Source organism: Parafrankia irregularis (assembly GCF_001536285.1).
Classification (GTDB): domain Bacteria; phylum Actinomycetota; class Actinomycetes; order Frankiales; family Frankiaceae; genus Parafrankia; species Parafrankia irregularis.
On record NZ_FAOZ01000002.1, the window covers coordinates 311805 to 337667 of the forward strand.

The window sequence follows — 25863 nt, forward strand, 5'->3', positions numbered from 1 at the left end:
GCCCCCGAGACACGGGGAGACACCGGTTACGCGGAGGAGGACGTCACTCGACGGTGATGGACGGGATGCTGACATCCCAGATCGGCGTGACCTCCACCGGATCCGGGTTGAACGGCAACGAGCCCCCGTCGGAGGTCTGCGTAGCCGTCGTCGTCGCGGGCGGAGTCGTCGAGGTGGCCGAGGTCGTCGGCCGCTGAGTCGCGGTCGCCGTCGAGCTTGGCGCCGTGGTGCTCCCCGAGGCCGCCGAAGTCGCCGGGGGAGTGGACGCCGGTGTGGTCGTGGGTTCCGGTTCCGACTGGCCCGGGCTCGCCGAAGCGCTCGGCGTCGGCGTGGGCACGCCCGGAGTGGTCGGGCCGGACGTCTCGCCGTCCGAGGTGTCAGTTCCGTTCGTCGGGGTCGCCGCCGCGGTGGTCTGCGGAGTGAGCGGCACGAACGGAAGCTCGTAGCCGGACAGGTCGTCGCTCTCGCTGCCGGCGGGGACGCTCTGCTCCGGCGACGGAGCCTGGGCGGCCGCGGGCGTCTGAGTGGTGTGGTACTGCGACGAGTAGCGCGAGACCTGCAGGTAGTCCGTCTCCGTCGGGGTGGAGCCCTCGTCGGAGGCAGTGGGCCCGGTGGCCGCGGTGGGCTGGGGCGTCGGCAGCTCGGTGCGGCTGCTGCTGCGGGAGGCCTGCGTGTCGGCCGAGCCGAACGCGTCGCGCGCCTGGTCCGCCTGGACGAGTGGGTTGGCGCCGGTGGTGGGCCCGGCAGAGATCACCGGCGTCTCCGCGGTGAGCGCCATACCGGTCACGATCGCCGAAAGCCCGGCGAGTGAGGCCGTGCCGGCGACGACCAGGCGGGTGCGGCCCGGCGCGCGGCGGGGCGCGGGGGCCCGGTGTGCGCCCCGACCCGTAGCCGGGCCCGGCCGGGTGCCGTTCTGACGCGGCACCACCACCGGCCGCGGGCCGGCTCCAGCGGCTGACGCGGACGGCGGCATCGGCTCGAACAGCGACCCGGCCGGACGCTCCGACCCGACTGCACGCTCCGACCCGGCCGGACGCACTGGCCTGGCCGGCTCGAATGCGGAGAACCGGGCCGTGTGCGCGGCACGGGCGGGCCTGACCGACGAACTGGTCGAGATCGGGCCGGTGAGGGTGTCGATCTCGCCGGGCGGCAGGATCGGTGGCCGCGGCGGTGGCGAGCGCCTGGGGAGCGGGGCCGTCCCCGCCGAGGGGTTGCTGCTCCACTCACTGGTCACCCAGCCCGAGCGTGGCTCGGAGCGCGTGCGCCTCGGAAGATCGTTCCACTGCGCGGACGCGGACGCGGACGCGGGCGTGGCGGAGCCCGGAGCGGGAGCACGCTCGGCCGGTGCGGACTGGGGCGGAACCGGCCGGCGGAACTCGCCGGTGGTCTCGGCGCCCCGGCTGTGTCGGCCCGCGGAATGGCTACCCATGCTGACCGCCCGCTGCCGCCAGGACGCAGAACCTGGCCTGGATTAACGGTGAGCCCCGGTGACGGGCTCGGTGATCTCGCACTGCGTAAGCCCGCACTGCGCCTCCGGCTGCTTTGGTGTTGTGAGCCCCCCCGGGCCACACGGCACCCCCACCCGGGGGTCACCATACCGCATGCTGATCAGAAGGCCGCAACCAATGCATACGTCCACTAATCGGGCAATCAGTGCAGATGGCACTTCCGGGCGTGCTGGGAGCAGGCGGTGCAAACGGCTGACGCTCGAACGACCGGCGCTCCAGACGGCGAAGGCCGGGGTGGCAGTTCGCCACCCCGGCCTTCTATGCACCACCGGTACCCGTCACCTGGACGGATCGGTCAGTTGATGGTCCAGGTCTCGTTGCCCGAGATGAGCCCGAGCAGATCGCCCTTGCCCAGCTTGGTGCGAGCCTGCGCCACCTGGTCGTTGAGCGCCTCGTCGTAGGTCGGCATGTCGACGTTGCGGAACACGCCGATCGGAGTGACGCCGTGCGCGTCTCCGGTCAGCCGCGACAACGCGAACGCCTGGCTCGGGTCGAGGTTCGCCGCGTCGTGCACGAGGACGTTCTCATCGGTCGCCGCGCAGACCTCCAGGCCGCCCGACGCCGCGCGCCGAATGCCCTTGTCCCGCTCCGCGCCGAAGAGCAGCGGCTCGCCGTCGACCATCTTCAGCGTCGCGTCGTCCCGGGTGTCCCGGTCCTTCAGCGCCTCGAACGCGCCGTCGTTGAAGATGTTGCAGTTCTGGAAGATCTCGACGAACGCGGTGCCCGGGTGCTCCGCCGCCGCGCGCAGCGTCGCGGTCAGGTGGGCCCGGTCCGAGTCGATCGACCGGGCGACGAAGGTCGCCTCCGCGCCCAGCGCCAGCGACGCCGGGTTGTACGGGCGGTCGAGCGAGCCGAACGGCGTCGACTTGGTGATCTTCCCGACCTCGGAGGTCGGCGAGTACTGCCCCTTGGTCAGGCCGTAGATCCTGTTGTTGAACATCAGGATCTTGATGTTGACGTTGCGGCGCATCGCGTGGAGCAGATGGTTGCCACCGATGGACAGGGCGTCACCGTCACCGGTGACCACCCACACCGACAGGTCCGGCCGCGACGTGGCCAGCCCCGTCGCGATCGCCGGCGCACGCCCGTGGATGGAGTGCATCCCGTAGGTCTGCAGGTAGTACGGGAAGCGCGAGGAGCATCCGATGCCCGAGATGAACGCGATGTTCTCCCGGGCGATGCCCAGCTCGGGCAGGAAGCCCTGGACAGTGGCCAGGATGGCGTAGTCGCCGCATCCCGGGCACCACCGGACCTCCTGGTCGGAGGTGAAGTCCTTGCGGGTCAGCTGGTTCGGCGTGGCGGGGATCAGGTCGAGGAGCCGGTTGGAGATCCCGCTGCCGTTCGTCGTCACGGTCACTGGTTGATCACGTCCTCCAAGACGCCCGCGAGTTCCGCGGCCTTGAACGGCAGTCCGCGGACCTGGTTGTACCCGATCGCGTCCACCAGGAACTGCGACCTGATCAGGGTGCGGAGCTGGCCGAGGTTCATCTCGGGAATCAGCACCTTGTCGTAGGAGCGCAGCACCTCGGCCGTGTTGGCCGGGAACGGGTTGAGGTGGCGCAGGTGTGCCTGGGCCACGTGCAGGCCCTTGGCGCGCACCCGACGGCAGCCGGCGGCGATCGGCCCGAAGGTCGACCCCCAGCCGAGCACGAGGACGTCCGCCATGCCGGACGGGTCGTCGACCTCGAGCGGGGCGATGTCGCGCGCGATGCCCTCGACCTTCGCCTGGCGCAGCCGCACCATCCGGTCGTGGTTCGCCGGGTCGTAGGAGATGTTGCCCGACCCGTCGGCCTTCTCCAGGCCACCGATCCGGTGCTCCAGCCCTGGGGTGCCGGGAACAGCCCAGGGGCGGGCCAGCGTCTCGGGATCGCGCAGGTAGGGCCAGAACTCGGGGCCCTTGGGCCCTTCGTGGTTCGGCTCGGTGGTGAAGGTGACCGTGAGGTCCGGGAGCTCGTCGATGGTCGGCAGCAGCCACGGCTCGGAGCCGTTCGCCAGGTAGCCGTCGGAGAGCAGGAAGACCGGAGTGCGGTACTTCGTCGCGATCCGGGCGGCCTCCACCGCGGCGTCGAAGCAGTCGGCCGGCGAGCGCGGCGCGATGATCGGCACCGGAGCCTCGCCGTTGCGGCCGAACATCGCCTGCAGCAGGTCGGCCTGCTCGGTCTTCGTCGGCAGACCGGTCGACGGGCCGCCGCGCTGGATGTCCACGATCAGCAGCGGCAGCTCGAGGCTGACCGCGAGACCGATCGTCTCGCTCTTGAGCGCGACACCCGGGCCGGACGTCGTCGTCACGCCCAGCGACCCACCGAACGAGGCGCCCAGCGCCGCGCCGATGCCGGCGATCTCGTCCTCGGCCTGGAAGGTCCGGATGCCGAACTGCTTGTGCTTGCTCAGCTCGTGCAGGATGTCCGACGCCGGGGTGATCGGGTAGGTGCCGAGGAACAGCGGCAGCTTCGTCAGCTCACCGGCCGCGATCAGCCCATAGGACATCGCGATGTTGCCGGTGATCCGCCGGTACGTGCCCGCCCGCATCCGGGCCGGGGCGACCTCGTAGGTGACCGAGAAGGACTCGGTGGTCTCGCCGTAGTTGAAGCCGGCGCGGAAGGCGGCGATGTTGGCCGCCGCGATCTCCGGCCGCTTGGCGAACTTCTTCTTGAGGAAGCCCTCGGTGCCGTCGGTGGGGCGGTGGTACAGCCAGCTCATCAGGCCGAGCGCGAACATGTTCTTCGCTCGCTCGGCCTCCTTCTTGTTGACCGCGCCGCCGACGCCCTCGGCCGCGTTGACCGCGTTGATCGTCATCGAGGTCAGCGGGACCCGGTGGACGGTGTAGCTGTCGAGCGTCCCGTCTGTCAGCGGGTCGTCCGAGTAGCCGGCCTTCTTGAGGTTGCCGCCGGTGAACGCGTCGGTGTTGACGATCAGGTCGGCCCCGGGCGGCAGATCCTTGAGGTTCGCCTTCAGCGCCGCCGGGTTCATCGCGACGAGGACGTCCGGGGCGTCGCCCGGGGTGAGAATATCGTGATCGGAGAAATGGAGCTGGAAGCCAGAAACTCCGGCCGGCGTGCCGGCTGGCGCCCGGATTTCCGCAGGAAAGTCCGGAAGCGTGGACAGATCGTTGCCGAATGCCGCCGTCTCGCTCGTGAACTGTTCTCCGGTGAGCTGCATACCGTCGCCGGAGTCGCCGGCGAACCGCACGACGACCCGGTCGAGCCGGCGGGTCTCCCTCTCCCTGACCTGCTCAGACACCTTAAGTAACCTCCTCAGGTACCACCCCAGCGTACCGGGCGGCTCAATACGGCACGAGGATCGCGCCGCCGGGTGGCACTGGGAAGGGTGTTGCGCCGTGACTTGCGGTCGGATTATCCCGGCCACCCCCCTTGCTGGCCGTGCGCGACTGGTTGCGGTATGCGTTTTCTGGTAACGGTGCCGAGTCCAGCTGAAGTGGAGTTGCCGGGTGGCTCGGCGGGGCTGGTCGATCATGCTCCGACAGGCCGGGACCTTACGCTCCCAACACGCCGGACATGAGTCATGTGATCGGTCGAGCCCGCTGGGCGTGATCGCCGATCCGGCTGCCTGTAGGCCCACCACGTGCGACATCACCTGCCTGCGCGCACCCTGACGGGTGTCCGCAGGCAGACACCTGGGCCGGTGGTCCGTCCGGCCGTCCGGTAGGCCCCCTGGTCGTGCCTGGCCCGGCGGCGGGCGCCATGCCGCGAGCGCCGGCGGACGGCGGTGATGATGCCTGGCCGGGTGTGTCCGAAGGGGGGATCTATTCAGCGGCTCTCCCTTCCTGAGGTGTCTCCCGGGGCGTAGCGGCCGAGTTGTCGGTGAAACGACCATCTGGCCTGGTGGTGGTATCACCGACTGGTCTGACGGTGATATCACGACGCCGCCGTCAGCGGGTCGTCAGTGGCAGGCCGACTCTCTTCCGGACGTTCGTCGGTATAGGGGTGACTGCCTGGAAGCAGCACTGCGACCCGGAGTCGTCAACGATGAGCATTGCACGCCACCGGCTGGTGGGGGGTACTTGCCCATTCGGATGGCGGGACGAGAGATCTCCGCTACAGGGTGGTATCCGCTCGAAACTGGACGTGTACGGAACGCCATAAGGGGATCGCTGACGCGGCAGACCTGGCCACGTAGGACAGCCGGCCGGGGCCGACTAAGTTTCCGCTCAGTAGGTTTCATCGTGAATGACCGCGGAGAAGGCCGTGAAGCGGCGGACTTCCTCTCCGCGGACAGCTGGTGGCCAGCTGATCGAGCCGCTGGAAGGCCGGTGGGTCCGGACAGCTGGCCGCCGTGGCGGAGGAGATCTGTCGACATGTCATGAGCCGGGGACCGGCCGGAGACGGGCGAGGAGGATCGAGCCGGGTACCGGCGGCGCATCGGCGGGCGTTCGGGGGAGTGCGGGCGTTCGGGGGAGTGGGGCGTGATGGAGCACACGTGCGCGGCGGTGCCGGCCGCCGGCCAGTCGGCCGCCGGTCTGTCGGCTGCCGGTCTGTCGATCGCCATCGTCGGGCCGGGTCGGGCCGGCGCGGCGGTGGGCCGGGCGCTCGTGGCCGCGGGGCACCAGGTGCGCGCGCTCCACAGCCGGACGCGGGCTGGGCGGGATCGGGCCGCGGCACTCTTCCCCGCGGCTGAGGTCTGTGCCACGCCGGCCGAGGCGGCCGCGCGCGCCGACGTGGTCCTGCTCGGGGTTCCGGACGACAGCATCGAACAGACGGCCGGGCGGATCGCGCCCGGTGTCGCGCGCACGCCCGCTGTGCTCGTCGCCCATCTGAGTGGGCGCCATGGGATCGCGCCGCTCGCACCGGCGGCCGCGGTGGGCGCCCGGCCGGCCGCGATCCATCCGATCATGACGCTGACCGGTGCGGCGACCGACCCCGACCGGCTCGTCGGCGCGACCTTCGGGGTCACCACCGCGCCCGGTGACGAGGACACGGCCGGGCTCGTCCGCCACCTGGTGGAAGGCATCGGAGGCCGGGTCGCGGTCATTCCCGAGGAGCGACGCGCGAGCTACCACGCGGCGCTGGTGCTGGGGGGCAACTTTCTGGCCACGCTGGTCACGGCTGCGGGGCAGCTGCTCGCCGCTGCGGGCGTCCCCGATCCGGCGGAGGCGCTCGGACCGCTCCTGCGGATGTCGCTCGACAACGCCCTGGCGCACGGGGAGGACGCGATGACCGGTCCGGTCCGACGCGGGGATGTCGGCACCGTCACAGCGCAGTGGTCGGAGCTGACGCGCCGGGACCCCCACCTCGCGGACGCGTATGGCGCGCTGGCGGTGTTGACGGCCGATCGCCTCGAGCGCTCCGGCCTGCTGCCGGCCCGTACCGCCGCCGCGCTACGGGCCGGTGTGGCCCGCCCGGACGACAGGCCGCACGGCCCGTGAGAGCGGGGGCGGCGGAGGCGGCGGCTCGGCGTGGACGCCCGAGCGTTGGGAACGAGGAGTGTCAGGTCCTTCGTTGATGTAGTCGCAACAGGTCGACAGGACGGATGCGCGACAGCCATGCCTCATCGCAGTCTCAACGGGCTGAAGACGGCCCTTCTCCTTGGCGTGCTCTCCGCAGTGATCGTGTGGTTCGGCTCGCTGTTCGGCCAGCACGGGCTCGTCATCGCGGTCGTTCTCGCCGTCGTGATGAACGCCGTCTCCTACTTCTACTCGGACCGGATCGCATTGCGGGCGATGCGGGCCTATCCGGTCAGCCAGGTCCAGCAGCCTCGGCTCTACGCGATCGTGCAGGAACTCGCGACCAGGGCCCGCATGCCGATGCCACGGCTGTACCTGAGCCCAACCGCCTCACCGAACGCCTTCGCCACCGGTCGCAACCCTCGCAACGCCGCGGTGTGCTGCACCGAGGGAATTCTCGAGATCATGGATGATCGTGAGCTTCGCGGCGTGCTCGGGCATGAGCTCAGCCACGTGTACAACCGCGACATCCTGATCGCCTCGGTCGCCGGCACCCTGGCGGCGATCATCGTCTACATCGCGAACATGATGCAGGTCTTCGCCTTCTTCGGCGGCGGTCGGGACGAGGACGGCCCAGGCGTGGCCGAGATGCTCGCGATCATCATTGTCGGGCCGATTGCCGCGTCAATCATTCAGCTGGCGATCAGCCGCGCCCGTGAATACCAGGCAGACGAATCCGGGGCGACGCTGACGGGCGACCCGCTCGGGCTGGCCAGTGCCCTGCGCAAGCTGGAAGCGGGGACGGCGGCGCGTCCGATGCCCGCGAACTCCCGGCTGGGCCCGGCCTCCGCCATGATGATCGCGAACCCGTTCCGCGGAGGCGGTGTGGCCAAGCTGTTCTCGACCCATCCGCCGCTGCCCGAGCGAATCGCCCGGTTGGAGCAGCGCGCCCGGATGAATCCGTACCGGTAGGGCGGCCCGGTCGGGTCCGTCCCCGCCCCCGGTCCCGGTCCTGACCGCGGACCGGATGGGCGCGCCCGGCATGGAACGGGTACGACGGGCGGGTGTGAGAAGCCACATGTCGGGCACATCAAGTTCACTGTGGTGAAATAGAGAGACCCGCGGAAGGCACGCTGCGCCGCGCGAATGAGAGTAGTCTCAAAGTTCCCAGGACAGCGGCGGAGCGTACCCCCCAGGTTCCGCCGCCTGCACCCCGCCCGAAACCCCCCATCGGGCGGGGTGCACTTTTTCTGGGGAACATCGCCGGTAGCGCCCGAAGCGCTCCCGGCCCGGTCAGCCGCCGGAATCCTCGCACGCGCTTCTTCCCGTGCATATGCGCGTGAATTTGCCCGGTACGGGCTGTCGCGTGCGCGACTGTTGCTGACGAAACGATGAGCCTTTTCCGTCTCCCGGTCCAGGGCCAGGGGTGCCACCGGTCCGAGTCGATGACGGTAAAGCCTCAATCTCACATTCGTCGGCTGCCACCAGATGCGCGGGCCAAGGTTCAGCGGTAGTTGACAAACTGCAGCGGGACCTCGAAGTCCTCCTCCTTGAGGAGCTGGATGACCCGCTGCAGGTCATCCCGCTTCTTCCCGGTGACGCGCAGCTGGTCACCCTGGATCTGCGCCTGCACGCCCTTGGGCCCGTCCGCGCGGATCTTCTTCGCGATCGCCTTGGCCTTGTCGTCCGCGATGCCCTGCTGCACGGTGACCGTCAGCCGGAACTCCTTGCCGGACTGCCGGGGCTCGCCGTACTCCAGGGACTTGAGCGAGATCCCGCGCTTCACGCACTTCTCCTGGAGGACGTCCAGGACGGCCTTCACCCGCTCCTCGCTGTTGGCCTGCAGCTGGATCGCCTCGCCGGAGAGCTCCGCGGACGCGCCGGTGTCGCGGAAGTCGAACCGGGTCTTGATCTCCTTCGCCGTCTGGTTGACCGCGTTGTCGATCTCCTGGGTGTCGACCTTGCTGACGATGTCGAAGGACGGATCTGCCACGGGCACGGACCTCCTGGGTCGAGTCGTTCGGTGCGGGCGACGTGCCCCGCGACCCGCGGGCACGCGTCGCGGGGCACGTCGGGGATGTACTTGGGGACCCTCCCGTCAGCATGCTCGGAGCAACCGGTATGCTTGCCGAGTACGGCAGGTTGCCCGAGTGGCCAAAGGGAGCGGTCTGTAAAACCGTCGGCTCAGCCTACGATGGTTCGAATCCATCACCTGCCACCACCCCGGGCTACCCGGGGGACACTCTTTGACTCAGGCCCGGAGGAAACTCTCCGGGCCTGAGTCGTTCCCAGCGTCGTTCCCGCCGTCAGCGAGCGGGACGAGAACGAGCGGGACGAGAACGAGCGGGATCAGGGCGACCCGGCGAGCCGTAGAGTCGCCAGTTGTGGCCGACATCGACGCGCTGGCTGCCCGAGTCCGGGCGGCATCCCATCTGACCGGCACCTTCGTCCTGCGGTCGGGGCGCACCAGTACGGAGTACTTCGACAAGTACCTGTTCGAGGCTGAGCCGGCGCTGCTGGCGGACATCGCTGCCGCGATGGCGGAGCACCTCCCGGCCGGGACGGAACTTCTCGGCGGGCTCGAGCTCGGCGGCATCCCGCTGGTGACACTGCTTTCGGCGCGCACCGGCCTGCCGGCCAGGTTCGTGCGCAAGAAGGCCAAGGAGTACGGAACCCGGCAGATCGCCGAGGGCGGCGAGGTCGCGGGCCGGCGGGTCGTCCTGGTCGAGGATGTCGTGACCAGCGGTGGTGCCGTGCTGGACGCCACCCGGGTGCTGCGCGAGCAGGGCGCGATCGTGGAGGACGTCCTGTGCGTCATCGACCGGCAGGAGGGCGGTCGCGAGCGGCTCGCCGAGATCGGGCTCACACTGCGCCCCGCACTCACCCGGGCCGACCTTGAAGCGGCGGAGCCCCGGGGGTGACCCGGTGCGTTCCGGGCGGCGCCGACACCGGCGCCAGCGGCGGCGGCGGTCCGGGCCGGGCACCGACGCTGTTCGTCTACGGAACGCTGCAGTTTCCCGAGGTCGTCGAGGCGCTGCTCGCGCGGCGTCCGATCATGAGCCCGGCCTCGGCCGCGGGGTGGCGTGCCGCGGAGCTGCGGGGCCAGACCTACCCGGGGCTGGTTCCCGCCGCTCCCACCGAGATCTGCGCCGGCGCCTGCCTGCACGGTCTCACCTGGGCGGAACGTGAGCTGCTCGACCTGTTCGAGGGCGATTACTACGAGGCACGCGAGGTTTCGCTGGTGGGTGGCGAAGTCGCTGTCGCCTACCTGTGGCGGGGACCCGTGGCGCAGGTACCGGTGCTGGCCTCGAACTGGGACGCAGGCCGGTTCGCGGCGAGGCATCTCGCCGAGTTCGTCCGGCGCTGCCAGCAGTGGCGGGCCCAGGTCGTGCCGAGGCCGCCGCGGTGACAGGTGCCGCGGCGGCCCCGGCGGTCAGGACGTCGATGACCTGGCCAGGACGTCATGGACTACCAGGACGTCAGGGACGGTCAGGACGTCATCGGTCGAGGTCATCGGTCCGGGTTCGGCGGTTCCTCGCCGCCTCGGTGCTCGACGTCGCCCTGGACGTTCCGGTAGCGGGTGTCCGGGCGTTCGGCTCCGGAGCGGGTGCCCGGGCCGGCCGTGGTCGGCTGGAAGAAGTCGCCGCCGGCGCCACTGTTGCGCGCCGCGCCGCCGCTGTCACCTGCCGCGCGGTCTCCGCCGCCGGTCGCGCCGGCGCCACCTCGGGTTCGCGGACCGGCACCGGTGGAGCTACCCGCGTAGGCGCCGCTGCGGACCTGCTCCGCCGTGCCGCGCGCCAGTCCCGGGCGGTCTCCTGGGTAGGGCTGCACCGCTCCGCCTGTGCTGACCCGGCTCGGGTAGGTCGCCAGCGCGTAGATCACCAGGATGTCGAGCGCGATGATGACCACCGACCAGACCGGGAACGCGGCGAGGAAGGCCAGCTGACCGATGGCGTTCAGCGCGGCGATGATGATTCCGACCCAGCGGGCGAGCTCGTTGCCGGCCGCGATGGCGAACGCGATGCACATCTCGACAATGCCGACCGCGATCCAGAGCCAGCCCCAGAACGTGGTGCCGGCGTAGATCACTCCGTTGCCGTTCGAGCTGGAGCTCAGGTTGTCCACCACGACGACGTAGTCGCGCAGTGACGCGATGCCGTAGATGAGGTTGTGGAAACCGACGATGAACATGACGACGGCGGCGAAGATCAGCCAACCGTCCGTGCTGCGTGCCTGCCGCAGGTCTACCATCTGGTCCTCCCGGCTGCGCGGCAACGCTTGCTGTAGCCAGGCGGCCACCCTGCGCCGCACGCGAGTCAGATACCCCCGCTGGCCTACGTCACTCCCCGCGCCCGGTCGACTTCCACGATCCGCGTGCACCTGCGCGATCCGTGGCACCACGCCGACCCGGGTTCAGGGCGCCAGCGCGGTACCCGCGGCCCCGGCGGCTCCCGCGGCCGCGGCTCCGGCGGCAGGGGCCGCATCTGTGGCGCCAACTGTGGCCGGCAGCAGCACGACCGAGTTCGTCGCCGCCATCCATCGCAGCCGGCCGAACTGGAACGCGCTCTCCCGGCCGCCGGGCACCGAGTACTCGTCCGTTACCGGCAGCCCCAGGCTCGACACGGAACCGCCGAGATCCAGGTAGTGCCGCAGGATCTGGCCGTGCACCTCGTGCGCGCCGGTGGCCAGGCTCCAGTAGATCCAGCCGCCTTCGAACATCGCCTGATGCGCGCCGGGCGCGGCGGCCCACTCGACGTCGCTCAGCGGGCGTTTCAGGAAGCTGTCGGAGCCGCCGAGGGCCAGGTACTTCCGGGCCACCTCACCGTGCAGCGCCCGTGCTCCGGACCGGACCGACCAGAAGAGCAGTCCGTTCGTGAACGGCCGCCAGCGTCCGCCGCCGCCGGCCGCGAGCTCCGTGTTGGTCGGGGCGCCCAGGGCTATCCGCATGAGACCGCCCGAGGCGTACCTCTTGTCGAGCTCGGACTGGGTTCCGTCGGCGAGCGCGGCCAGAGAGGCGGGCGAGCAGCAGGCGGCGTTCATGTCGACGTTCCCGATGATGCCCGGGACGTCGCCGGACGAGCTGTACTGCCAGATCGCCCAGTTGGACCAGCCGCCGGGTAGCCACCCCGGAGTGTCCTCGTTGTTGTAGATCGCGAACCAGAACGGATAGAGGGCGAAGTCGTCCGTGTCGGCCATGTGGTCCGTCCAGAACGACCGATAGGTGTAGATGATGGGCGCGCGGCCGGTCTGGGTCTCGATCTCCTCGAGGAAGGCCCGGGTCCACGCGGCGAGCGCGACCGGGTCCAGGCCGCCGGTCGTCTCGAGGTCGAGGACGGGGGCCAGATGCCCGGCCGAGCGAGTGAGACCTGTCACAGCCAGGAAGTGCCGTGCCTGGTCGACCGCGGTGGAGATCGGGGCCGCCGGGCGGGCGTAGTGGTAGGCACCCACGGTGAGCCCCGCCAGCCGGGCCGCGTCGCGGTCCGCGGCGAAGTACGGGTTGGTGTACTCGGTGCCCTCGGTGGCCTTCACGATCGCGAAGCTCACCCCGGAGGCCTTGACCGCGTTCCAGTCGATCGGTGCCGAGCCGGGGTGCTGCCACGAGGCGATGTCGACGCCCTTGGGCCAGGTGGGAGACGGCGCCGCGGAGGCGGTCGGTGCGGACAACGCGACCGCGGTGACGGCGACCGTCGCCGCGCTGAGAACGCGCACGGAGAACCGGCGGGCGTTGCGCAGCCGCCAGGCGGCGACCGCGTGATGGATCACAGCCGGAACGTCGTCATCCTGGCCACCGGACCGGCCGGCCGCCTCCGTGCCGGTCGCATCGCGGCCGATCTCCTCCCGGCCGACCGTCATCCTCGCGTGGGCCCTGTCCGCGGCCGGTTTCCGGTCGGCCGGCATCGGCTGAGCCTGGAACGCGGCGTGCAGCGTCGCGTAGGACGTCCCGGGCGGCAGGGACGCTCCTGCCGGGACGTGCAGCCCACCCCACGGAACCGGCCGGCTGGCCGTCGCTCGCGGGTGCGGCCCAGCTGGGACGTCGGGTGCCGCATCCGGTGTTCGGGAGTCTCGGGGCGGACGGTGCGTGGGCGGCATGGGCAAACCTCGATGCTCGGCGGCGCGGCAGCGGCTGCGGGAGCTCCCGGAAGGGCGCGTATCCGGGGGCATGGCACACGCTAAGCACTCGAGTGATTACTTACAGCTATCGACGTGGGAGGCGTGTCGGGCTGGCCGTCACTCGGATCCGCGCCGATGCGGCCTTGGTGGTGCTTCGTCCGTCGAAGTCGTCGCGCAGCGTCGACAACCCGGGGGTGGGTGGTCGACGGCGTCGTGACGTCCCGCAGTCGCGCGGCGGCGATCGGGGGTGGCGTTCGAGAGTTGTGATCAAGGGGAGGTGTTGCGAGGGGTGGGGTGTTGTGGAGTGGGTTGGCGGCCTGCCCGGCTGACCATGTGTCGGCTCGTCAAACTGATGGGGGCCCGCCCGCCACGAAGGCTCCGGAGTCGTGTAACGTGAGTCCCGCGAACACGCCCCTTTAGCTCAGTCGGCAGAGCGTCTCCATGGTAAGGAGAAGGTCTACGGTTCGATTCCGTAAAGGGGCTCAGGCGGTCCGGTGCCGGGTGGGATCGTGATCGGCAGTAAGTGGTACGTCCGCTTATACTGTCTTCGGGTCTTCGCCCGGCGGTGATCCGTCCTGGCGGTGTAGCTCAGTCTGGCAGAGCAAGCGGCTCATAATCGCTGTGTCGCCGGTTCAAGTCCGGCCACCGCTACCATCGGGTCGCGGCGCACCGTGTAACCCCCAGGGGGTCTGGTGAGTCGCGACCCCTTGGCTTGTAAGCATTCGAGACAGGAAGAGGCCTCTCGCCGTGGCTGCCACCGACGTTCGTCCGAAGATCACAATGGCGTGTCAGGTGTGCAAGCACCGCAACTACATCACGCGCAAGAACCGGCGGAACGACCCCGACCGTCTCGAGCTGCGCAAGTTCTGCCCGAACTGCCGCACGCACACGGAGCACCGCGAGACCCGCTGACCGATCGAGGTCACACGCTCGCGGCAGGCGGCGGATCACATCGCCGCTCCCGGCACTGACGGTGTTTCAGGTTCGCCGGTGACCGTCAGAGATGTTTGCCCGGGCGGGTCCGAAATCTCTCGGACCCGCCCGGGTTCTTTGCTGTTCTGGCCTCTGTCCAGGCTGGCACGACGCTGCGCCCGGTAGGGTCCTGAACCGGTCGGATGGACCGGCGTGGCCCGATCCGATCCCGCCGACGTCGGGCCCTCGTCGAGATCGGAGCGTGCTGTGCCGTTGAACCAGGACTTCGTCGGTCGTAGCTACACGTCCGAGGTGCCCTTCCAGGTGGGCCGTGAGCACATCCGCCAGTTCGCCCGTGCGATCGGCGACGACAATCCGCTGTACCACGACGTGGCGGCGGCGAAGGCGGCCGGTCACGCCGATCTGCTCGCTCCGCCGACCTTCCTGGTCACCACCATTCCGGGAAGCCTCGGCCTGCCGACCGACGATCCGGCGCTGGGGCTGGACTACTCGCTCGTCGTGCACGGCGAGCAGAGATTCACCTTCCACCGGCCGTTGGTGGCCGGCGACGAGCTGGTCGTGCGGTCGACGCTGGCCTCCATTCGGCCGGTCGGGCGCAACGAGGTGCTCGTCACGGCGTACGACTTCCTGACGACGAGCGGCGAGCTCGTCGCCGAGGGGACCTGCAGTCTGGTGTCCCGCGGCACGGCTCCGCCGCGGTGAACGACCGATCGGAGCTGTGGATGCCTTCCACCGTCAGCACTGTCAGCTATGACGAGGTTGCCGTGGGCACCGAGATCGGCGACCGGATCTTCACCCTGCGCCGGTCCGATCTGGTGCGATATGCCGGTGCCTCGGGAGACTTCAATCCCATCCACTGGAACGAGCGGGTGGCCCAGGAGGCGGGGCTGCCAGGGGTGCTCGCGCACGGCATGCTGACGATGGCCACCGCGGGTCGTCTGGTCACCGACTGGGCCGGTGATCCGGGGGCGGTGCTCGAGTACGGTGTGAAGTTTTCCTCACCGATTGTGGTGCCTGACGACGACGAAGGCGCCCAGGTCTCGGTCCAGGGCGTTGTCGAGAAGAAGCTGGACGGCGGCCGCGTCGTGGTGAACCTCACAGTTCGCCACCAGGGTGCCAAGGTCCTCATGGCCGCGCGGGCGACGGTCCAGCTTTCCTGAGCGGTGGCCGGGGGCCCCGTCGGCGAGTCGGGCGCCCCGTCGGCGCGTGGGACCGGCCTTGTCAGGCCACGGGCCGGCTGTGAGCCCGTGAGACGGCTGTGAGCCCGTGAGAGGGCTCTGAGGCCACGAGACGGCACGGGCCCCGCGGCGGCTCGCCGCGGGGCCCGTGCTGGGAGCTCGGAGTGCTTCGGGAGTGCTCAGGCCGCCTCGGCCAGCAGCGCCGCGAGCCGCCGGACACCCTCGACCAGGTCGTTGTCCCCGAGGGCGTAGGACAGCCGGGCGAAGTTCGGGGTGCCGAAGGCCTCGCCGGGGACGATCGCGACGCCGGCCTCCTCCAGGATGAGCTGGCACAGGTCGCCGGAGGTGGTCGGGGTCTTCCCCCGCAGGGTGCGGCCGATCACGCCCTCCAACGACGGGTAGGCGTAGAAGGCGCCGTCCGGGAGCGGGCACTGCACGCCCGGGATCTGGACGAGCATCTCGTGCATGGTCTTGCGGCGGCGGTCGAACGCCGTCCGCATCTCGTAGACGGCGTCGAGGGGACCCGCGACGGCCGCGAGCGCGGCGGCCTGCGCGACGTTGCAGACGTTCGACGTGGCGTGGGACTGCATGTTGGTGGCTGCCTTGATGATGTCGAGCGGGGCGATCATCCAGCCGACCCGCCAACCGGTCATCGCGTAGGTCTTGGCCACGCCGTTGACGACGATCCAGCGGTCGCCGAGCTCCGGTGCCTCGACCGGCATCGAGGAGAAGCGCGCGTCGCCGTAGACGAGGTGCTCGTAGATCTCGTCGCTGATCACGTAGATGCCGGCCTCGGCTGCCCAGCGGCCGATGGCGCGGACTTCCTCCGGCGTGTGGACGGCGCCGGTCGGGTTCGACGGCGAGCAGAACAGCAGAACCTTGGTGCGGGGGGTCCGGGCGGCCTCGAGCTGCTCGACGGTCACCCGATAACCGGCGTCAGGGCCGGTCACGACATCGACGGGGACACCGCCGGCGAGTCGGATCGCCTCGGGATAGGTCGTCCAGTAGGGCGCCGGCAGGAGAACCTCGTCGCCGGGGTCGAGCAGGGTCGCGAACGACTGGTAGACGGCCTGCTTGCCGCCGTTGGTGATGAGGACCTGACTCGGCTCGATGACCAGGTTGGAATCCCGCCTGGTCTTCTCCGCGACGGCCTCACGCAGGTCCGGCAGGCCCGCGGCCGGGGTGTAGCGGTGCATGGCCGGTGCGCGGCACGCCTTCTCCGCGGCGGCGACGATGTGCTCGGGCGTGGGAAAATCGGGCTCGCCGGCACCGAAGCCGATCACGTCCCTGCCCGCGGCGCGCATCGCCTTGGCGGTCGCGTCGACGGCTAGGGTCGCGGAGGGCGCGATGCCTGCGATGCGGTGGGAGATCCTGCTCATGGGTCGCCATGCTGCCACGGGGGAGCGGTCTGAGGCCGGCCCGTCCGGCCCGTCCTGGGGCGACTAGCGGACGTCCAAGAGCACCGTGTGGCGAGCTTCTGGGCGATGACGGGGTATGCTCGATCCGCTCGGTCTGTCGGGCCCGCTTGCGGGCCCAAAAGTTCGAGTACGTCTAAGGGGCGTGGCTCAATTGGTAGAGCACCGGTCTCCAAAACCGGCGGTTGCAGGTTCGAGTCCTGTCGCCCCTGCGTTGGACCGACGAACGAGTGGGTGGAGCTGAGTGGCGACCGATACGCGTGACGCGGCACCGCGGGCCGGCCGGTCCGCGCGGGCTGACCGTCGTCGGTCGCCGTTCTCGATTGTCCGCAGGATTCGTCAGTTCGTCCGCGAGGTCATCGGGGAGCTCCGCAAGGTCGTCTACCCGGGGCGTAACGAGCTGGTCACCTACGTGATCGTCGTGCTCGTCTTCGTCACGGTGATGACGGCCTTCGTTGCTGGCCTTGACTTCGGCCTGACGAAGGCGGTCCTCGCGGTCTTCGGCTGATACCGAGGCCGCGTCGGGCTCCGAGCCGGGCTGACCGAAGGTCAGCGTGGCCCAGCGCCTGGCCTGGCCGGTTCCGGCCTGATCCGGTTCGCCCCGTCGTGTCGTGCGCGGGTTGAGGCGCCGGCCACAGGCGGGCACCGCGGGCGGGTCCAGTCCAGAAGGGCCGTTCGGCGGGTGACGGCCGTCAGCGACAGAACCACCCACTAATGCATCCGTCCACGAGAAAAGGATCGGCCGCGTGTCCCAGTCTCCCGAGCACGCTTCCTCCGAGCAGGGGGAGGCGCTCGAACGCCTCGACCCCGTCGCGGCGTTCGAGCGCGACGAGGTCGCGAGCACGGATGCCGCGGCCGAACCCGACGTGGACGACGCCGAGTCGGTAGACCAGGCCGAGTCGGCCGACCAGGCGGAGGCGGACGTGCCCTCCGCGGCGGCGACGGCCCCGGGCGCCGAGGCCGAGCCGGCGGAGGACGACGCTGACGACCTGCTCCGTGCGCTGGAGGAGGCGCCGGGCGAGTGGTACGTCGTGCACTCCTACGCGGGCTACGAGAACAAGGTCAAGGCCAATCTCGAGACCCGGATCTCCAGCCTCAACATGGAGGACTACATCTTCCAGATCGAGGTGCCCACCGAGGAGGTCCCGGTGGTCAAGAACGGCAAGCGCCAGCTCGTCCTGCAGAAGAAGTACCCCGGCTACATCTACGTCCGGATGGATCTCACTGACCAGTCCTGGTCGGCGGTCCGGAACACGCCGGGTGTGACCGGGTTCGTGGGCCTCACGAACCGGCCTTCGCCGCTGCGCCGCGAAGAGGTGGTCGCCATCCTCGCGCCGGTCGCTCCGAAGGAGAAGAAGGTCGAGACGGTCAAGGCCCAGGAGTTCGAGGTCGGGGAGTCCGTCACGGTCATGGACGGCCCGTTCGCCACCCTGCCTGCCACCATCAGCGAGATCAACCTCGACGCGCAGCGCCTCAAGGTGCTTGTCTCCATCTTCGGTCGGGAGACGCCGGTCGAGCTCCAGTTCAACCAGGTCGCGAAGATCTGATCCGCTCCGTAGAACTCCGGTAGGAAGACGAACAGATGCCTCCCAAGAAGAAGAAGATCACTGCGCTGATCAAGCTCCAGATCAACGCCGGCAAGGCGACCCCGGCCCCGCCGGTCGGCCCGGCCCTCGGCCAGCACGGCGTGAACATCATGGAGTTCTGCAAGCAGTACAACGCGGCCACCGAGTCGCAGGCCGGCAACGTCGTGCCGGTCGAGATCACGGTGTACGAGGACCGTTCCTTCACCTTCGTCACCAAGACCCCGCCGGCCGCGCGGCTGATCCTCAAGGCCGCCGGTGTCGACAAGGGCAGCGGCACGCCGCACCGGGTCAAGGTCGCGAAGCTGACGCCGGCCCAGGTCCGTGAGATCGCCCAGACGAAGCTGCCTGACCTGAACGCGAACAGCCTCGAGGCGGCAGAGAAGATCATCGCGGGCACCGCTCGGTCGATGGGTATCACCGTCGGCGAGTGAGGCCCTTCCGTGGTCGCCGCGTGACCACGGAGCTGTACGACCACGGGCGCTGCACGACCACGACCACGAACACGGCGCCGCGACGACTCCGTCACGGCCAGGTATGTGGGAGGGCCTGTTCCGTTCCGACCCTGTCCGGGATGACTCCGGGCCCGGTGTCGGGTGGCCAGGACCCGCCAACACCACAGGGAGAGCACATGAAGCGCAGCAAGGCGTACCGCGCCGCGGCTGAGAAGATCGACCGGGCCGCTCTCTACAGCCCGCTTGAGGCCGCGAAGCTGGCCCGCGAGACGTCCTCCACGAAGTACGACGCGACCGTCGAGGTCGCGATCCGTCTCGGTGTGGACCCGCGCAAGGCGGACCAGATGGTCCGCGGCACGGTCAACCTGCCGCACGGCACCGGAAAGTCGCCGCGGGTCGCCGTCTTCGCCGCCGGTGAGAAGGCCGCCGAGGCCGCCGCCGCCGGTGCGGATGTCGTCGGCAGCGACGACCTGGTCGCGCGGATCCAGGAGGGCTTCCTCGACTTCGACGCCACGGTGGCCACGCCGGACCAGATGGCGAAGGTCGGCCGGATCGCCCGTATCCTCGGCCCGCGTGGCCTGATGCCCAACCCGAAGACCGGGACGGTCACCCTCGACGTGGCCAAGGTCGTCGGCGACATCAAGGGCGGTAAGATCAACTTCCGGGTCGACAAGCAGGGCAACCTGCACATCGTCATCGGCAAGGTGAGCTTCTCGGAGGCCCAGCTCATCGAGAACTACGGCGTGGCGCTGGACGAGATCGTCCGGGTCAAGCCGTCCGCGGCGAAGGGCCGTTACCTCAAGAAGATCACCTTCGCGACGACGATGGGCCCCGGTATCCCGGTGGACCCGAACCGGACCCGCAACCTCCTGGAGGAGACCCCGGTCTGACCGGGCGTCGCAGACGTCGCGAGTCGGCGTCGCGCGCGGACCCCGAAGGGGCACGCACCGTTTTTCGGGCGTGCCCCTTCGTTCGTTCCCGCGCCGGTGCCTGCTATCATTGCGAACAGTTCCACACCGAAGACCGCTGGTCGTTCTTCAGCTGTCAGGGTTCCGGTTGTTGCGGGATCCAGGCGCTGGAGGCCGAAGGCTCGGATTTCCGGGCGGCCCGCGCAGGTGGCGAACGGGAAGTCGCAACGAAGACCGTCAGGTTCGCTGGTCGTCCACTCCGATGGGCCGCCAGCCTCCCGGGCACAGTCGGATGTTCTTGACGCCCCCGCGCCTCTCTGCGCCGGGGCGTTCGTTGTTTCCAGGGCTTGTCGGCATGGCCGGCCGACACCTGAAGGAGCCCGATGGCGAACTCGGAGAAGACCGCCGCCGTGGCGGAGATCGCCGAGGAGTTCCGTGGTTCGACCGCCGCGGTGCTGACCGAGTATCGCGGTCTCACGGTGAGCCAGCTCACCGAGCTGCGTCGCACCCTCGGCGAGACCACTCGTTACGCGGTGGTCAAGAACACCCTCACCAAGATCGCGGCAGAGCAGGCCGGGGTCTCCGGCCTCGATGACCTGCTCGTCGGCCCGACCGCCGTGGCCTTCGTCGGGGGCGACCCCGTCGAGGCGGCGAAGGGGCTGCGGGACTTCGCTCGCGCCAACCCGGCCCTGATCGTCAAGGGCGGGTTCGTCGAGGGCAAGGCGATGACCGCGGACGAGATCCGCAAGCTCGCCGACCTGGAATCCCGCGAGGTGCTGCTCGCCAAGCTGGCCGGGGCGATGAACGGCTCGCTGGCGAAGGCGGTCGGCCTGTTCGCGGCTCCGCTGTCCCAGGTCGCCCGCCTCGCCGAGGCGCTGCGCGCACAGCGCGAGGCGACGGCCGGCGCCGAGCCGGCCGCGGCCGAGCCCGCCGCGGCCGAGGCAGCTGCCACCGACGCCTGAGCGATCCCCGCTCACCACGGACCATCCCCCGCACGAAGGCCCGGCTGACCGGGCGCCGGATCACCTGATCGGCATTACCAGGAAGGAACCGCCACCATGGCGAAGCTTTCGACCACCGAGCTCCTCGACGCCTTCAAGGAGATGACTCTTCTCGAGCTCTCCGAGTTCGTGAAGGAGTTCGAGGACACCTTCGGCGTGACCGCTGCCGCTCCGGTCGCCGTCGCGGCCGCGCCGGCTGCCGGTGGCGGCGGCGAGGCTGCCGCGGCCGAGGAGCAGGACGAGTTCGACGTGATCCTCGAGTCCGTCGGCGACAAGAAGATCCAGGTCATCAAGGAGGTCCGCGCGCTCACCAGCCTGGGCCTCAAGGAGGCCAAGGACCTCGTCGACGGCGCGCCGAAGCCCGTCCTCGAGAAGGTTGCCAAGGAGGCCGCTGAGAAGGCCAAGGCGGCTCTCGAGGGCGCTGGCGCCACGGTCACCGTCAAGTAGTTCGCCGGGTGCCGCCAGCGGCACCTGTGGCATCTGAAGCCCCGTCCTGGACGCTCCAGGGCGGGGCTTCGCCGCGTCCGGTGGTGGGTCTGTGCGGCTTGGACCTCCGAGTGTCCGGTAGCCCGGTAGCCCCGGTTTGGTGGGGCGCAAGAGTGAACGGTTCTGGTCGTTCCGACGACCACAATCCTTCCTTCTTGCGGGTCGCCAGGCGGCCCTGCGCCCTTTTTGTGCCTCATGAGGTGAATTGACGATGCCGTGCGGGAGGTGTGGGAGCCTCGATGGGTGCCCGTGCGGGCGGGGTTCGCGTCAGTAGCGGCAGTCGCGGCAGCGCCAGGAGCCGAGGATCGCCGTCCTGGCGACCGCGATCCTCAGGTCGTACTTGGTTGTAGCGGCGACGCCGACTGGTGGTGGGCGTCAGGCGGGCGCCATCGGTGGTAAGACCTATGTGCTGTCCGTCGGTCGGGGCCGGTGCGCAGCGTGACGAGGTGCGGGGGGCTGGCGGCCTGCGGGCGGCCGGGCCGGGAGGCGGACCGCCTGCTCGAATCACCGGCTTCATGCATGAATGGCCTTTTCACGACGCATGTCCGTATGCGGCGGGCGGGCCCTCGACGGCGGGCTGACCCCGCCTCCGGGGCCGGCCTCGGCCGGAACTGCCAGTCAGCGCGGGCCCTTGCCCGAGACGATGTTGGCTTCGGGCCCTTGACGAGCTCCCGGGCAACGGAGTTCCATCGTTTTGCGAACCTTCGTCGGGAAGCGGCGCGTGACTTGATCATGTCTCGTCCTTGCCAGCAGTGAAGCCCTCGGCTACACTGCTAGTTTGCGCTGTCTTTCTCGTTACATCGGGCTCGTCGGTAACACGTTCGACATCGGGATCCGGCCCCATCGGGTGATCGGGTTCGCGCTGCGGAGCGGTCCGCGGCCCTCTGGCTCAGTGGCCGAGGGCTCGCCGCCCCAGCGGGTTCGGGTGACGCGAGAGCGGCGTGGCCGTGCCTCGTTCGCGAGCACGGCGGCCCGGTTGTCCGCAACGAGACCCGAACGAGACTTCTCGCCCTTGCACCGACACACCGATCCGAGACCGCCGCGCCGGCGGCGCCTGGGCATTCCAGCGCCTGCCGACCAGACCCGCGGCGGCTTTGTCGTGCCCGGAGCCTTCGACGGCCCGGATGCTCCGTGGACCTCTGCCCCGGCTGCTCCGCTCGACCCACTCGGCCGGTTCGGCCTGACCGCCCCGTTCGCGCAGGCGTCCGCGGGGGCGGGCATTGCCCGACGGACTGTCGTATCGGCGAAGGAGCCTCTCTCTCGGGATCGTCGCATTGCCGGGGCACCCCCCGCCGATGTTCCGCATAACCGTAGCGAGACACTGATCACCTGACCACCCCCAAACGGATCCTTGACATCCGCGACGCCAGCCCCACGATCAGGCCACCGGAAGGACCACCTTGGCCGCCTCGCGTTCCGCCTCCCGCATCTCGTTCGCCAAGATCATCGAGCCTCTCGAGGTCCCGGATCTTCTCGCCCTGCAGACGCAGTCGTTCGATTGGCTGATCGGTAACGACGCCTGGGCGGAGCGGGTCCAGGAGAGCATCGACGCCGGTAAGGACGACGTCCCCATCACCTCCGGGCTCGAGGAGGTCTTCGAGGAGATCTCCCCGATCGAGGACTTCTCCGGCTCGATGTCCCTGTCCTTCCGGGATCACAGGTTCGAGCCTCCCAAGTACTCCGTCGAGGAGTGCAAGGACAAGGACATGACGTTCTCGGCGCCGTTGTTCGTCACCGCCGAGTTCACCAACAACACCACTGGTGAGATCAAGAGCCAGACGGTGTTCATGGGCGACTTCCCGCTCATGACGCCGAAGGGCACGTTCGTCATCAACGGCACCGAGCGCGTGGTGGTCAGCCAGCTCGTCCGTTCCCCGGGCGTCTACTTCGAGAAGGCGATCGACAAGGCGTCCGACAAGGATCTTTTCTCCTGCAAGATCATCCCCTCGCGGGGGGCCTGGCTCGAGTTCGAGATCGACAAGCGGGACACCGTCGGCGTGCGCATCGACCGCAAGCGCCGCCAGTCGGTCACCGTGCTGCTCAAGGCGCTGGGCTGGGACGAGGCGCGCATCCTGGAGCGGTTCGGCGAGTTTCCGTCGATGCGGGTGACGCTGGAGAAGGACCACACCTCCAGCCAGGACGACGCGCTGCTCGACATCTACCGCAAGCTGCGCCCGGGCGAACCGCCGACGCGGGAGTCGGCGCAGACCCTGCTGGAGAACCTCTTCTTCAACCCGAAGCGCTACGACCTGGCCAAGGTCGGCCGCTACAAGGTCAACAAGAAGCTGGAGCTCGAGGTCGCGTACGACGTCGGCGTCCTCACCGAGGACGACGTCGTCCGCACGATCGAGTACATCGTCAAGCTGCACGCGGGCCAGGAGCCGGACACCTACGAGGTCGACGACATCGACCACTTCGGTAACCGGCGTCTGCGCACCGTCGGCGAGCTCATCCAGAACCAGGTCCGCCTGGGCCTCGCCCGGATGGAGCGCGTCGTGCGCGAGCGCATGACGACCCAGGACGTCGAGGCGATCACGCCGCAGACCCTGATCAACATCCGGCCGGTCGTCGCCTCCATCAAGGAGTTCTTCGGCACCAGCCAGCTGTCCCAGTTCATGGACCAGACCAACCCGCTGGCCGGCCTGACCCACAAGCGCCGTCTGTCGGCGCTGGGCCCCGGCGGTCTGTCCCGGGAGCGGGCCGGCTTCGAGGTCCGTGACGTGCACCCCAGCCACTACGGCCGGATGTGCCCGATCGAGACGCCGGAAGGCCCGAACATCGGTCTGATCGGCTCGCTGTCGACGTTCGCGCGGGTCAACCCGTTCGGCTTCGTCGAGACCCCGTACCGCAAGGTGGAGAACGGCCGGGTCACCGGCCAGATCGACTACCTGACCGCGGACGAGGAGGACCGGCACGTCAAGGCGCAGGCGAACACCCCGCTGAACGCGGACGGCTCGTTCGCCGAGGAGCGCGTCCTGGTCCGCCGTAAGGGCGGTGAGGTCGAGTTCATCCCGCCGGACGAGGTCGACTACATGGACGTCTCGCCGCGCCAGATGGTGTCGGTGGCGACGGCCATGATCCCCTTCCTCGAGCACGACGACGCCAACCGTGCCCTGATGGGCTCGAACATGCAGCGCCAGTCGGTTCCGCTGCTGCGTTCGGAGTCCCCGCTGGTCGGGACCGGCATGGAGGCCCGCGCGGCCAAGGACGCCGGTGACGTCGTCGTCTGCGCGCAGTCCGGTGTGGTCGAGGACCTGTCGGCCGACTACATCACCGTCATGCACGACGACGGCACCCGGCGCACCTACCGGCTGGCGAAGTTCCGCCGGTCGAACCAGGGCACCTGCATCAACCAGAAGCCGATCGTCTTCGAGGGGGACCGGGTCGAGGCCGGCCAGGTCATCGCGGACGGTCCGTGCACCGACAACGGCGAGATGGCGCTGGGCAAGAACCTGCTCGTCGCCTTCATGCCGTGGGAGGGGCACAACTACGAGGACGCGATCATCCTCTCCCAGCGCCTCGTCCAGGACGACGTCCTCTCCTCGATCCACATCGAGGAGCACGAGGTCGACGCCCGGGACACCAAGCTGGGTCCGGAGGAGATCACCCGGGACATCCCGAACGTGGCCGAGGAGGTCCTGGCGGACCTCGACGAGCGCGGCATCATCCGGATCGGTGCCGAGGTCTCGCCTGGTGACGTGCTGGTCGGCAAGGTCACCCCGAAGGGCGAGACCGAGCTGACCCCGGAGGAGCGCCTGCTGCGCGCGATCTTCGGTGAGAAGGCCCGGGAGGTCCGTGACACCTCGCTGAAGGTGCCGCACGGCGAGTCCGGCAAGGTCATCGGCGTCCGCGTGTTCTCCCGCGAGGACGGCGACGAGCTGCCTCCGGGTGTGAACGAGCTGGTCCGCGTCTACGTGGCCCAGAAGCGGAAGATCACCGATGGTGACAAGCTTGCCGGCCGCCACGGCAACAAGGGTGTCATCGCGAAGATCCTGCCTGTCGAGGACATGCCCTTCCTCTCCGACGGCACCGCGGTCGACGTCGTCCTGAACCCGCACGGCGTGCCGCGGCGTATGAACATCGGCCAGATCCTGGAGACCCACCTCGGGTGGGTGGCCAAGACCGGGTGGCAGGTCGACTCCGGCTCCGAGGACTGGAAGGAGCGCCTGCGCGGTATCGGCGCCGACGCCGCCCCGCCCGGAACGAACGTGGCGACGCCGGTCTTCGACGGCGCCCGCGAGGAGGAGATCACCGGCCTGCTCGACGCCACCCTGCCGAACCGGGACGGTACGCAGCTCATCGGCTCCTCGGGCAAGGCCGAGCTGTTCGACGGCCGCACGGGGGAGCCCTACCCGTACCCGGTGGCGGTCGGCTACATCTACATCCTCAAGCTCCTGCACCTGGTCGACGACAAGATCCACGCCCGGTCGACAGGCCCCTACTCGATGATCACGCAGCAGCCGCTCGGTGGTAAGGCACAGTTCGGTGGCCAGCGGTTCGGCGAGATGGAGGTGTGGGCGTTGGAGGCGTACGGCGCCGCCTACGCCCTGCAGGAGCTGCTGACGATCAAGTCCGACGACGTCGTGGGCCGCGTCAAGGTCTACGAGGCCATCGTCAAGGGCGAGAACATCCCGGAACCCGGTATCCCGGAGTCGTTCAAGGTCCTCATCAAGGAGATGCAGTCGCTGTGCCTCAACGTCGAGGTGCTGTCCAGCGACGGTGTCTCGATCGAGATGCGGGACACCGACGAGGACGTCTTCCGCGCGGCGGAGGAGCTCGGTATCGATCTGTCGCGGCGTGAGCCGAGCAGCGTCGAGGAGGTCTGACGTGACGGGGGGCCTGGTCTAGCCAGGCCAGGCCCCCGACCCCGTCCACTCGTGCCAC

General features: G+C 69.5%; 22 protein-coding genes and 4 tRNA genes. 19 read left to right on the top strand and 7 right to left on the bottom strand.

Annotation, left to right across the window (positions count from 1 at the left end; all coding sequences use genetic code 11):
* Window positions 1-43 precede the first annotated feature (43 nt).
* Window positions 44-925 (bottom strand): hypothetical protein, encoded by an 882-nt coding sequence (locus AWX74_RS03870; protein ID WP_165615457.1) that lies wholly within the window; start codon window positions 923-925, stop codon window positions 44-46.
* A gap of 148 nt (window positions 926-1073) precedes the next feature.
* Between AWX74_RS03870 and AWX74_RS03875 the strand changes: the two genes are divergently transcribed.
* Window positions 1074-1475 (top strand): hypothetical protein, encoded by a 402-nt coding sequence (locus AWX74_RS03875; protein ID WP_091271625.1) that lies wholly within the window; start codon window positions 1074-1076, stop codon window positions 1473-1475.
* Window positions 1476-1803: 328 nt separating this feature from the next.
* Here AWX74_RS03875 and AWX74_RS03880 read toward each other — a convergent pair whose 3' ends face one another.
* Window positions 1804-2865: a 2-oxoacid:ferredoxin oxidoreductase subunit beta gene (locus AWX74_RS03880; RefSeq protein WP_006539102.1), complete on the bottom strand. Its 1062-nt coding sequence runs from the start codon at window positions 2863-2865 to the stop codon at window positions 1804-1806.
* Window positions 2862-4748, bottom strand: a complete 1887-nt coding sequence (locus AWX74_RS03885) for a 2-oxoacid:acceptor oxidoreductase subunit alpha (RefSeq protein WP_091271626.1) — start codon at window positions 4746-4748, stop codon at window positions 2862-2864. Before AWX74_RS03885 ends, AWX74_RS03880 begins: the two co-directional genes overlap by 4 nt.
* Window positions 4749-5934: 1186 nt before the next feature.
* On the opposite strand from AWX74_RS03885, the gene AWX74_RS03890 reads away from it, so the two are divergent.
* Both AWX74_RS03890 and htpX read left to right on the top strand, forming a co-directional pair.
* Window positions 5935-6891 (top strand): Rossmann-like and DUF2520 domain-containing protein, encoded by a 957-nt coding sequence (locus tag AWX74_RS03890; protein ID WP_091271627.1) that lies wholly within the window; start codon window positions 5935-5937, stop codon window positions 6889-6891.
* A 117-nt stretch (window positions 6892-7008) separates the two neighbouring features.
* On the top strand, window positions 7009-7881 hold the full coding sequence (gene htpX, locus AWX74_RS03895) for a zinc metalloprotease HtpX (RefSeq protein ID WP_091271629.1): 873 nt from the start codon (window positions 7009-7011) through the stop codon (window positions 7879-7881).
* A 532-nt stretch (window positions 7882-8413) separates the two neighbouring features.
* On the opposite strand, the gene AWX74_RS03900 is transcribed toward htpX, so the two are convergent.
* A complete protein-coding gene (locus AWX74_RS03900; protein ID WP_006539106.1) occupies window positions 8414-8902 on the bottom strand; it encodes a YajQ family cyclic di-GMP-binding protein in 489 nt (162 codons plus the stop codon).
* Window positions 8903-9045: 143 nt separating this feature from the next.
* On the opposite strand from AWX74_RS03900, the gene AWX74_RS03905 reads away from it, so the two are divergent.
* The 3 genes from AWX74_RS03905 (at window position 9046) to AWX74_RS03915 (ending at window position 10318) form a co-directional block, all read left to right on the top strand.
* Window positions 9046-9130: transfer RNA gene (locus AWX74_RS03905), tRNA-Tyr, on the top strand.
* Between the two features lie 163 nt (window positions 9131-9293).
* Window positions 9294-9830, top strand: coding sequence for an orotate phosphoribosyltransferase (gene pyrE, locus AWX74_RS03910; RefSeq protein ID WP_091271631.1), 537 nt, complete (start codon window positions 9294-9296; stop codon window positions 9828-9830).
* A complete protein-coding gene (locus AWX74_RS03915; RefSeq protein ID WP_091271633.1) occupies window positions 9827-10318 on the top strand; it encodes a gamma-glutamylcyclotransferase family protein in 492 nt (163 codons plus the stop codon). Before pyrE ends, AWX74_RS03915 begins: the two co-directional genes overlap by 4 nt.
* Before the next feature lie 101 nt (window positions 10319-10419).
* On the opposite strand, the gene AWX74_RS03920 is transcribed toward AWX74_RS03915, so the two are convergent.
* Together AWX74_RS03920 and AWX74_RS03925 are read right to left on the bottom strand one after the other, a co-directional pair.
* A complete protein-coding gene (locus AWX74_RS03920) occupies window positions 10420-11160 on the bottom strand; it encodes a DUF7144 family membrane protein (protein ID WP_226931057.1) in 741 nt (246 codons plus the stop codon).
* A gap of 162 nt (window positions 11161-11322) precedes the next feature.
* Window positions 11323-12999 carry a GH25 family lysozyme gene (locus AWX74_RS03925; RefSeq protein ID WP_311984049.1) on the bottom strand — a complete coding sequence of 559 codons (1677 nt, stop codon included), beginning with the start codon at window positions 12997-12999 and terminating at the stop codon, window positions 11323-11325.
* A gap of 431 nt (window positions 13000-13430) precedes the next feature.
* Here AWX74_RS03925 and AWX74_RS03930 point away from each other — a divergent pair.
* From AWX74_RS03930 to AWX74_RS03950, 5 genes are all read left to right on the top strand, one after another.
* Window positions 13431-13503: transfer RNA gene (locus tag AWX74_RS03930), tRNA-Thr, on the top strand.
* 94 nt (window positions 13504-13597) lie between these two features.
* A tRNA-Met gene (locus AWX74_RS03935) sits at window positions 13598-13674 on the top strand.
* A gap of 93 nt (window positions 13675-13767) precedes the next feature.
* On the top strand, window positions 13768-13932 hold the full coding sequence (gene rpmG / locus AWX74_RS03940) for a 50S ribosomal protein L33 (RefSeq protein WP_006539112.1): 165 nt from the start codon (window positions 13768-13770) through the stop codon (window positions 13930-13932).
* Window positions 13933-14199: 267 nt separating this feature from the next.
* The gene (locus AWX74_RS03945) at window positions 14200-14655 is read left to right on the top strand and encodes an FAS1-like dehydratase domain-containing protein (protein WP_006539113.1); all 456 of its coding nucleotides are present in this window, start codon (window positions 14200-14202) and stop codon (window positions 14653-14655) included.
* A 20-nt stretch (window positions 14656-14675) separates the two neighbouring features.
* Window positions 14676-15113 carry a MaoC/PaaZ C-terminal domain-containing protein gene (locus AWX74_RS03950; protein WP_054570656.1) on the top strand — a complete coding sequence of 146 codons (438 nt, stop codon included), beginning with the start codon at window positions 14676-14678 and terminating at the stop codon, window positions 15111-15113.
* 197 nt (window positions 15114-15310) lie between these two features.
* Here AWX74_RS03950 and AWX74_RS03955 read toward each other — a convergent pair whose 3' ends face one another.
* The gene (locus tag AWX74_RS03955) at window positions 15311-16510 is read right to left on the bottom strand and encodes a pyridoxal phosphate-dependent aminotransferase (protein WP_006539115.1); all 1200 of its coding nucleotides are present in this window, start codon (window positions 16508-16510) and stop codon (window positions 15311-15313) included.
* Between the two features lie 175 nt (window positions 16511-16685).
* Here AWX74_RS03955 and AWX74_RS03960 point away from each other — a divergent pair.
* From AWX74_RS03960 to rpoB, 8 genes are all read left to right on the top strand, one after another.
* Window positions 16686-16758 (top strand) — tRNA-Trp (locus AWX74_RS03960).
* A 32-nt stretch (window positions 16759-16790) separates the two neighbouring features.
* A complete protein-coding gene (gene secE, locus AWX74_RS03965) occupies window positions 16791-17054 on the top strand; it encodes a preprotein translocase subunit SecE (RefSeq protein WP_091271635.1) in 264 nt (87 codons plus the stop codon).
* Between the two features lie 238 nt (window positions 17055-17292).
* Window positions 17293-18093, top strand: coding sequence for a transcription termination/antitermination protein NusG (nusG, locus tag AWX74_RS03970; RefSeq protein ID WP_091271637.1), 801 nt, complete (start codon window positions 17293-17295; stop codon window positions 18091-18093).
* 35 nt (window positions 18094-18128) lie between these two features.
* On the top strand, window positions 18129-18563 hold the full coding sequence (gene rplK / locus AWX74_RS03975) for a 50S ribosomal protein L11 (protein WP_091271639.1): 435 nt from the start codon (window positions 18129-18131) through the stop codon (window positions 18561-18563).
* A 197-nt stretch (window positions 18564-18760) separates the two neighbouring features.
* A complete protein-coding gene (gene rplA, locus AWX74_RS03980) occupies window positions 18761-19474 on the top strand; it encodes a 50S ribosomal protein L1 (RefSeq protein WP_006539119.1) in 714 nt (237 codons plus the stop codon).
* Between the two features lie 401 nt (window positions 19475-19875).
* Window positions 19876-20454 (top strand): 50S ribosomal protein L10, encoded by a 579-nt coding sequence (rplJ, locus tag AWX74_RS03985; protein ID WP_091271642.1) that lies wholly within the window; start codon window positions 19876-19878, stop codon window positions 20452-20454.
* 96 nt (window positions 20455-20550) lie between these two features.
* A complete protein-coding gene (gene rplL, locus AWX74_RS03990) occupies window positions 20551-20940 on the top strand; it encodes a 50S ribosomal protein L7/L12 (RefSeq protein ID WP_091271644.1) in 390 nt (129 codons plus the stop codon).
* A gap of 1439 nt (window positions 20941-22379) precedes the next feature.
* Entirely contained in the window at window positions 22380-25805 is a 3426-nt protein-coding gene (gene rpoB / locus AWX74_RS03995; protein WP_054570423.1) for a DNA-directed RNA polymerase subunit beta, read from the top strand.
* Window positions 25806-25863 lie beyond the last annotated feature (58 nt).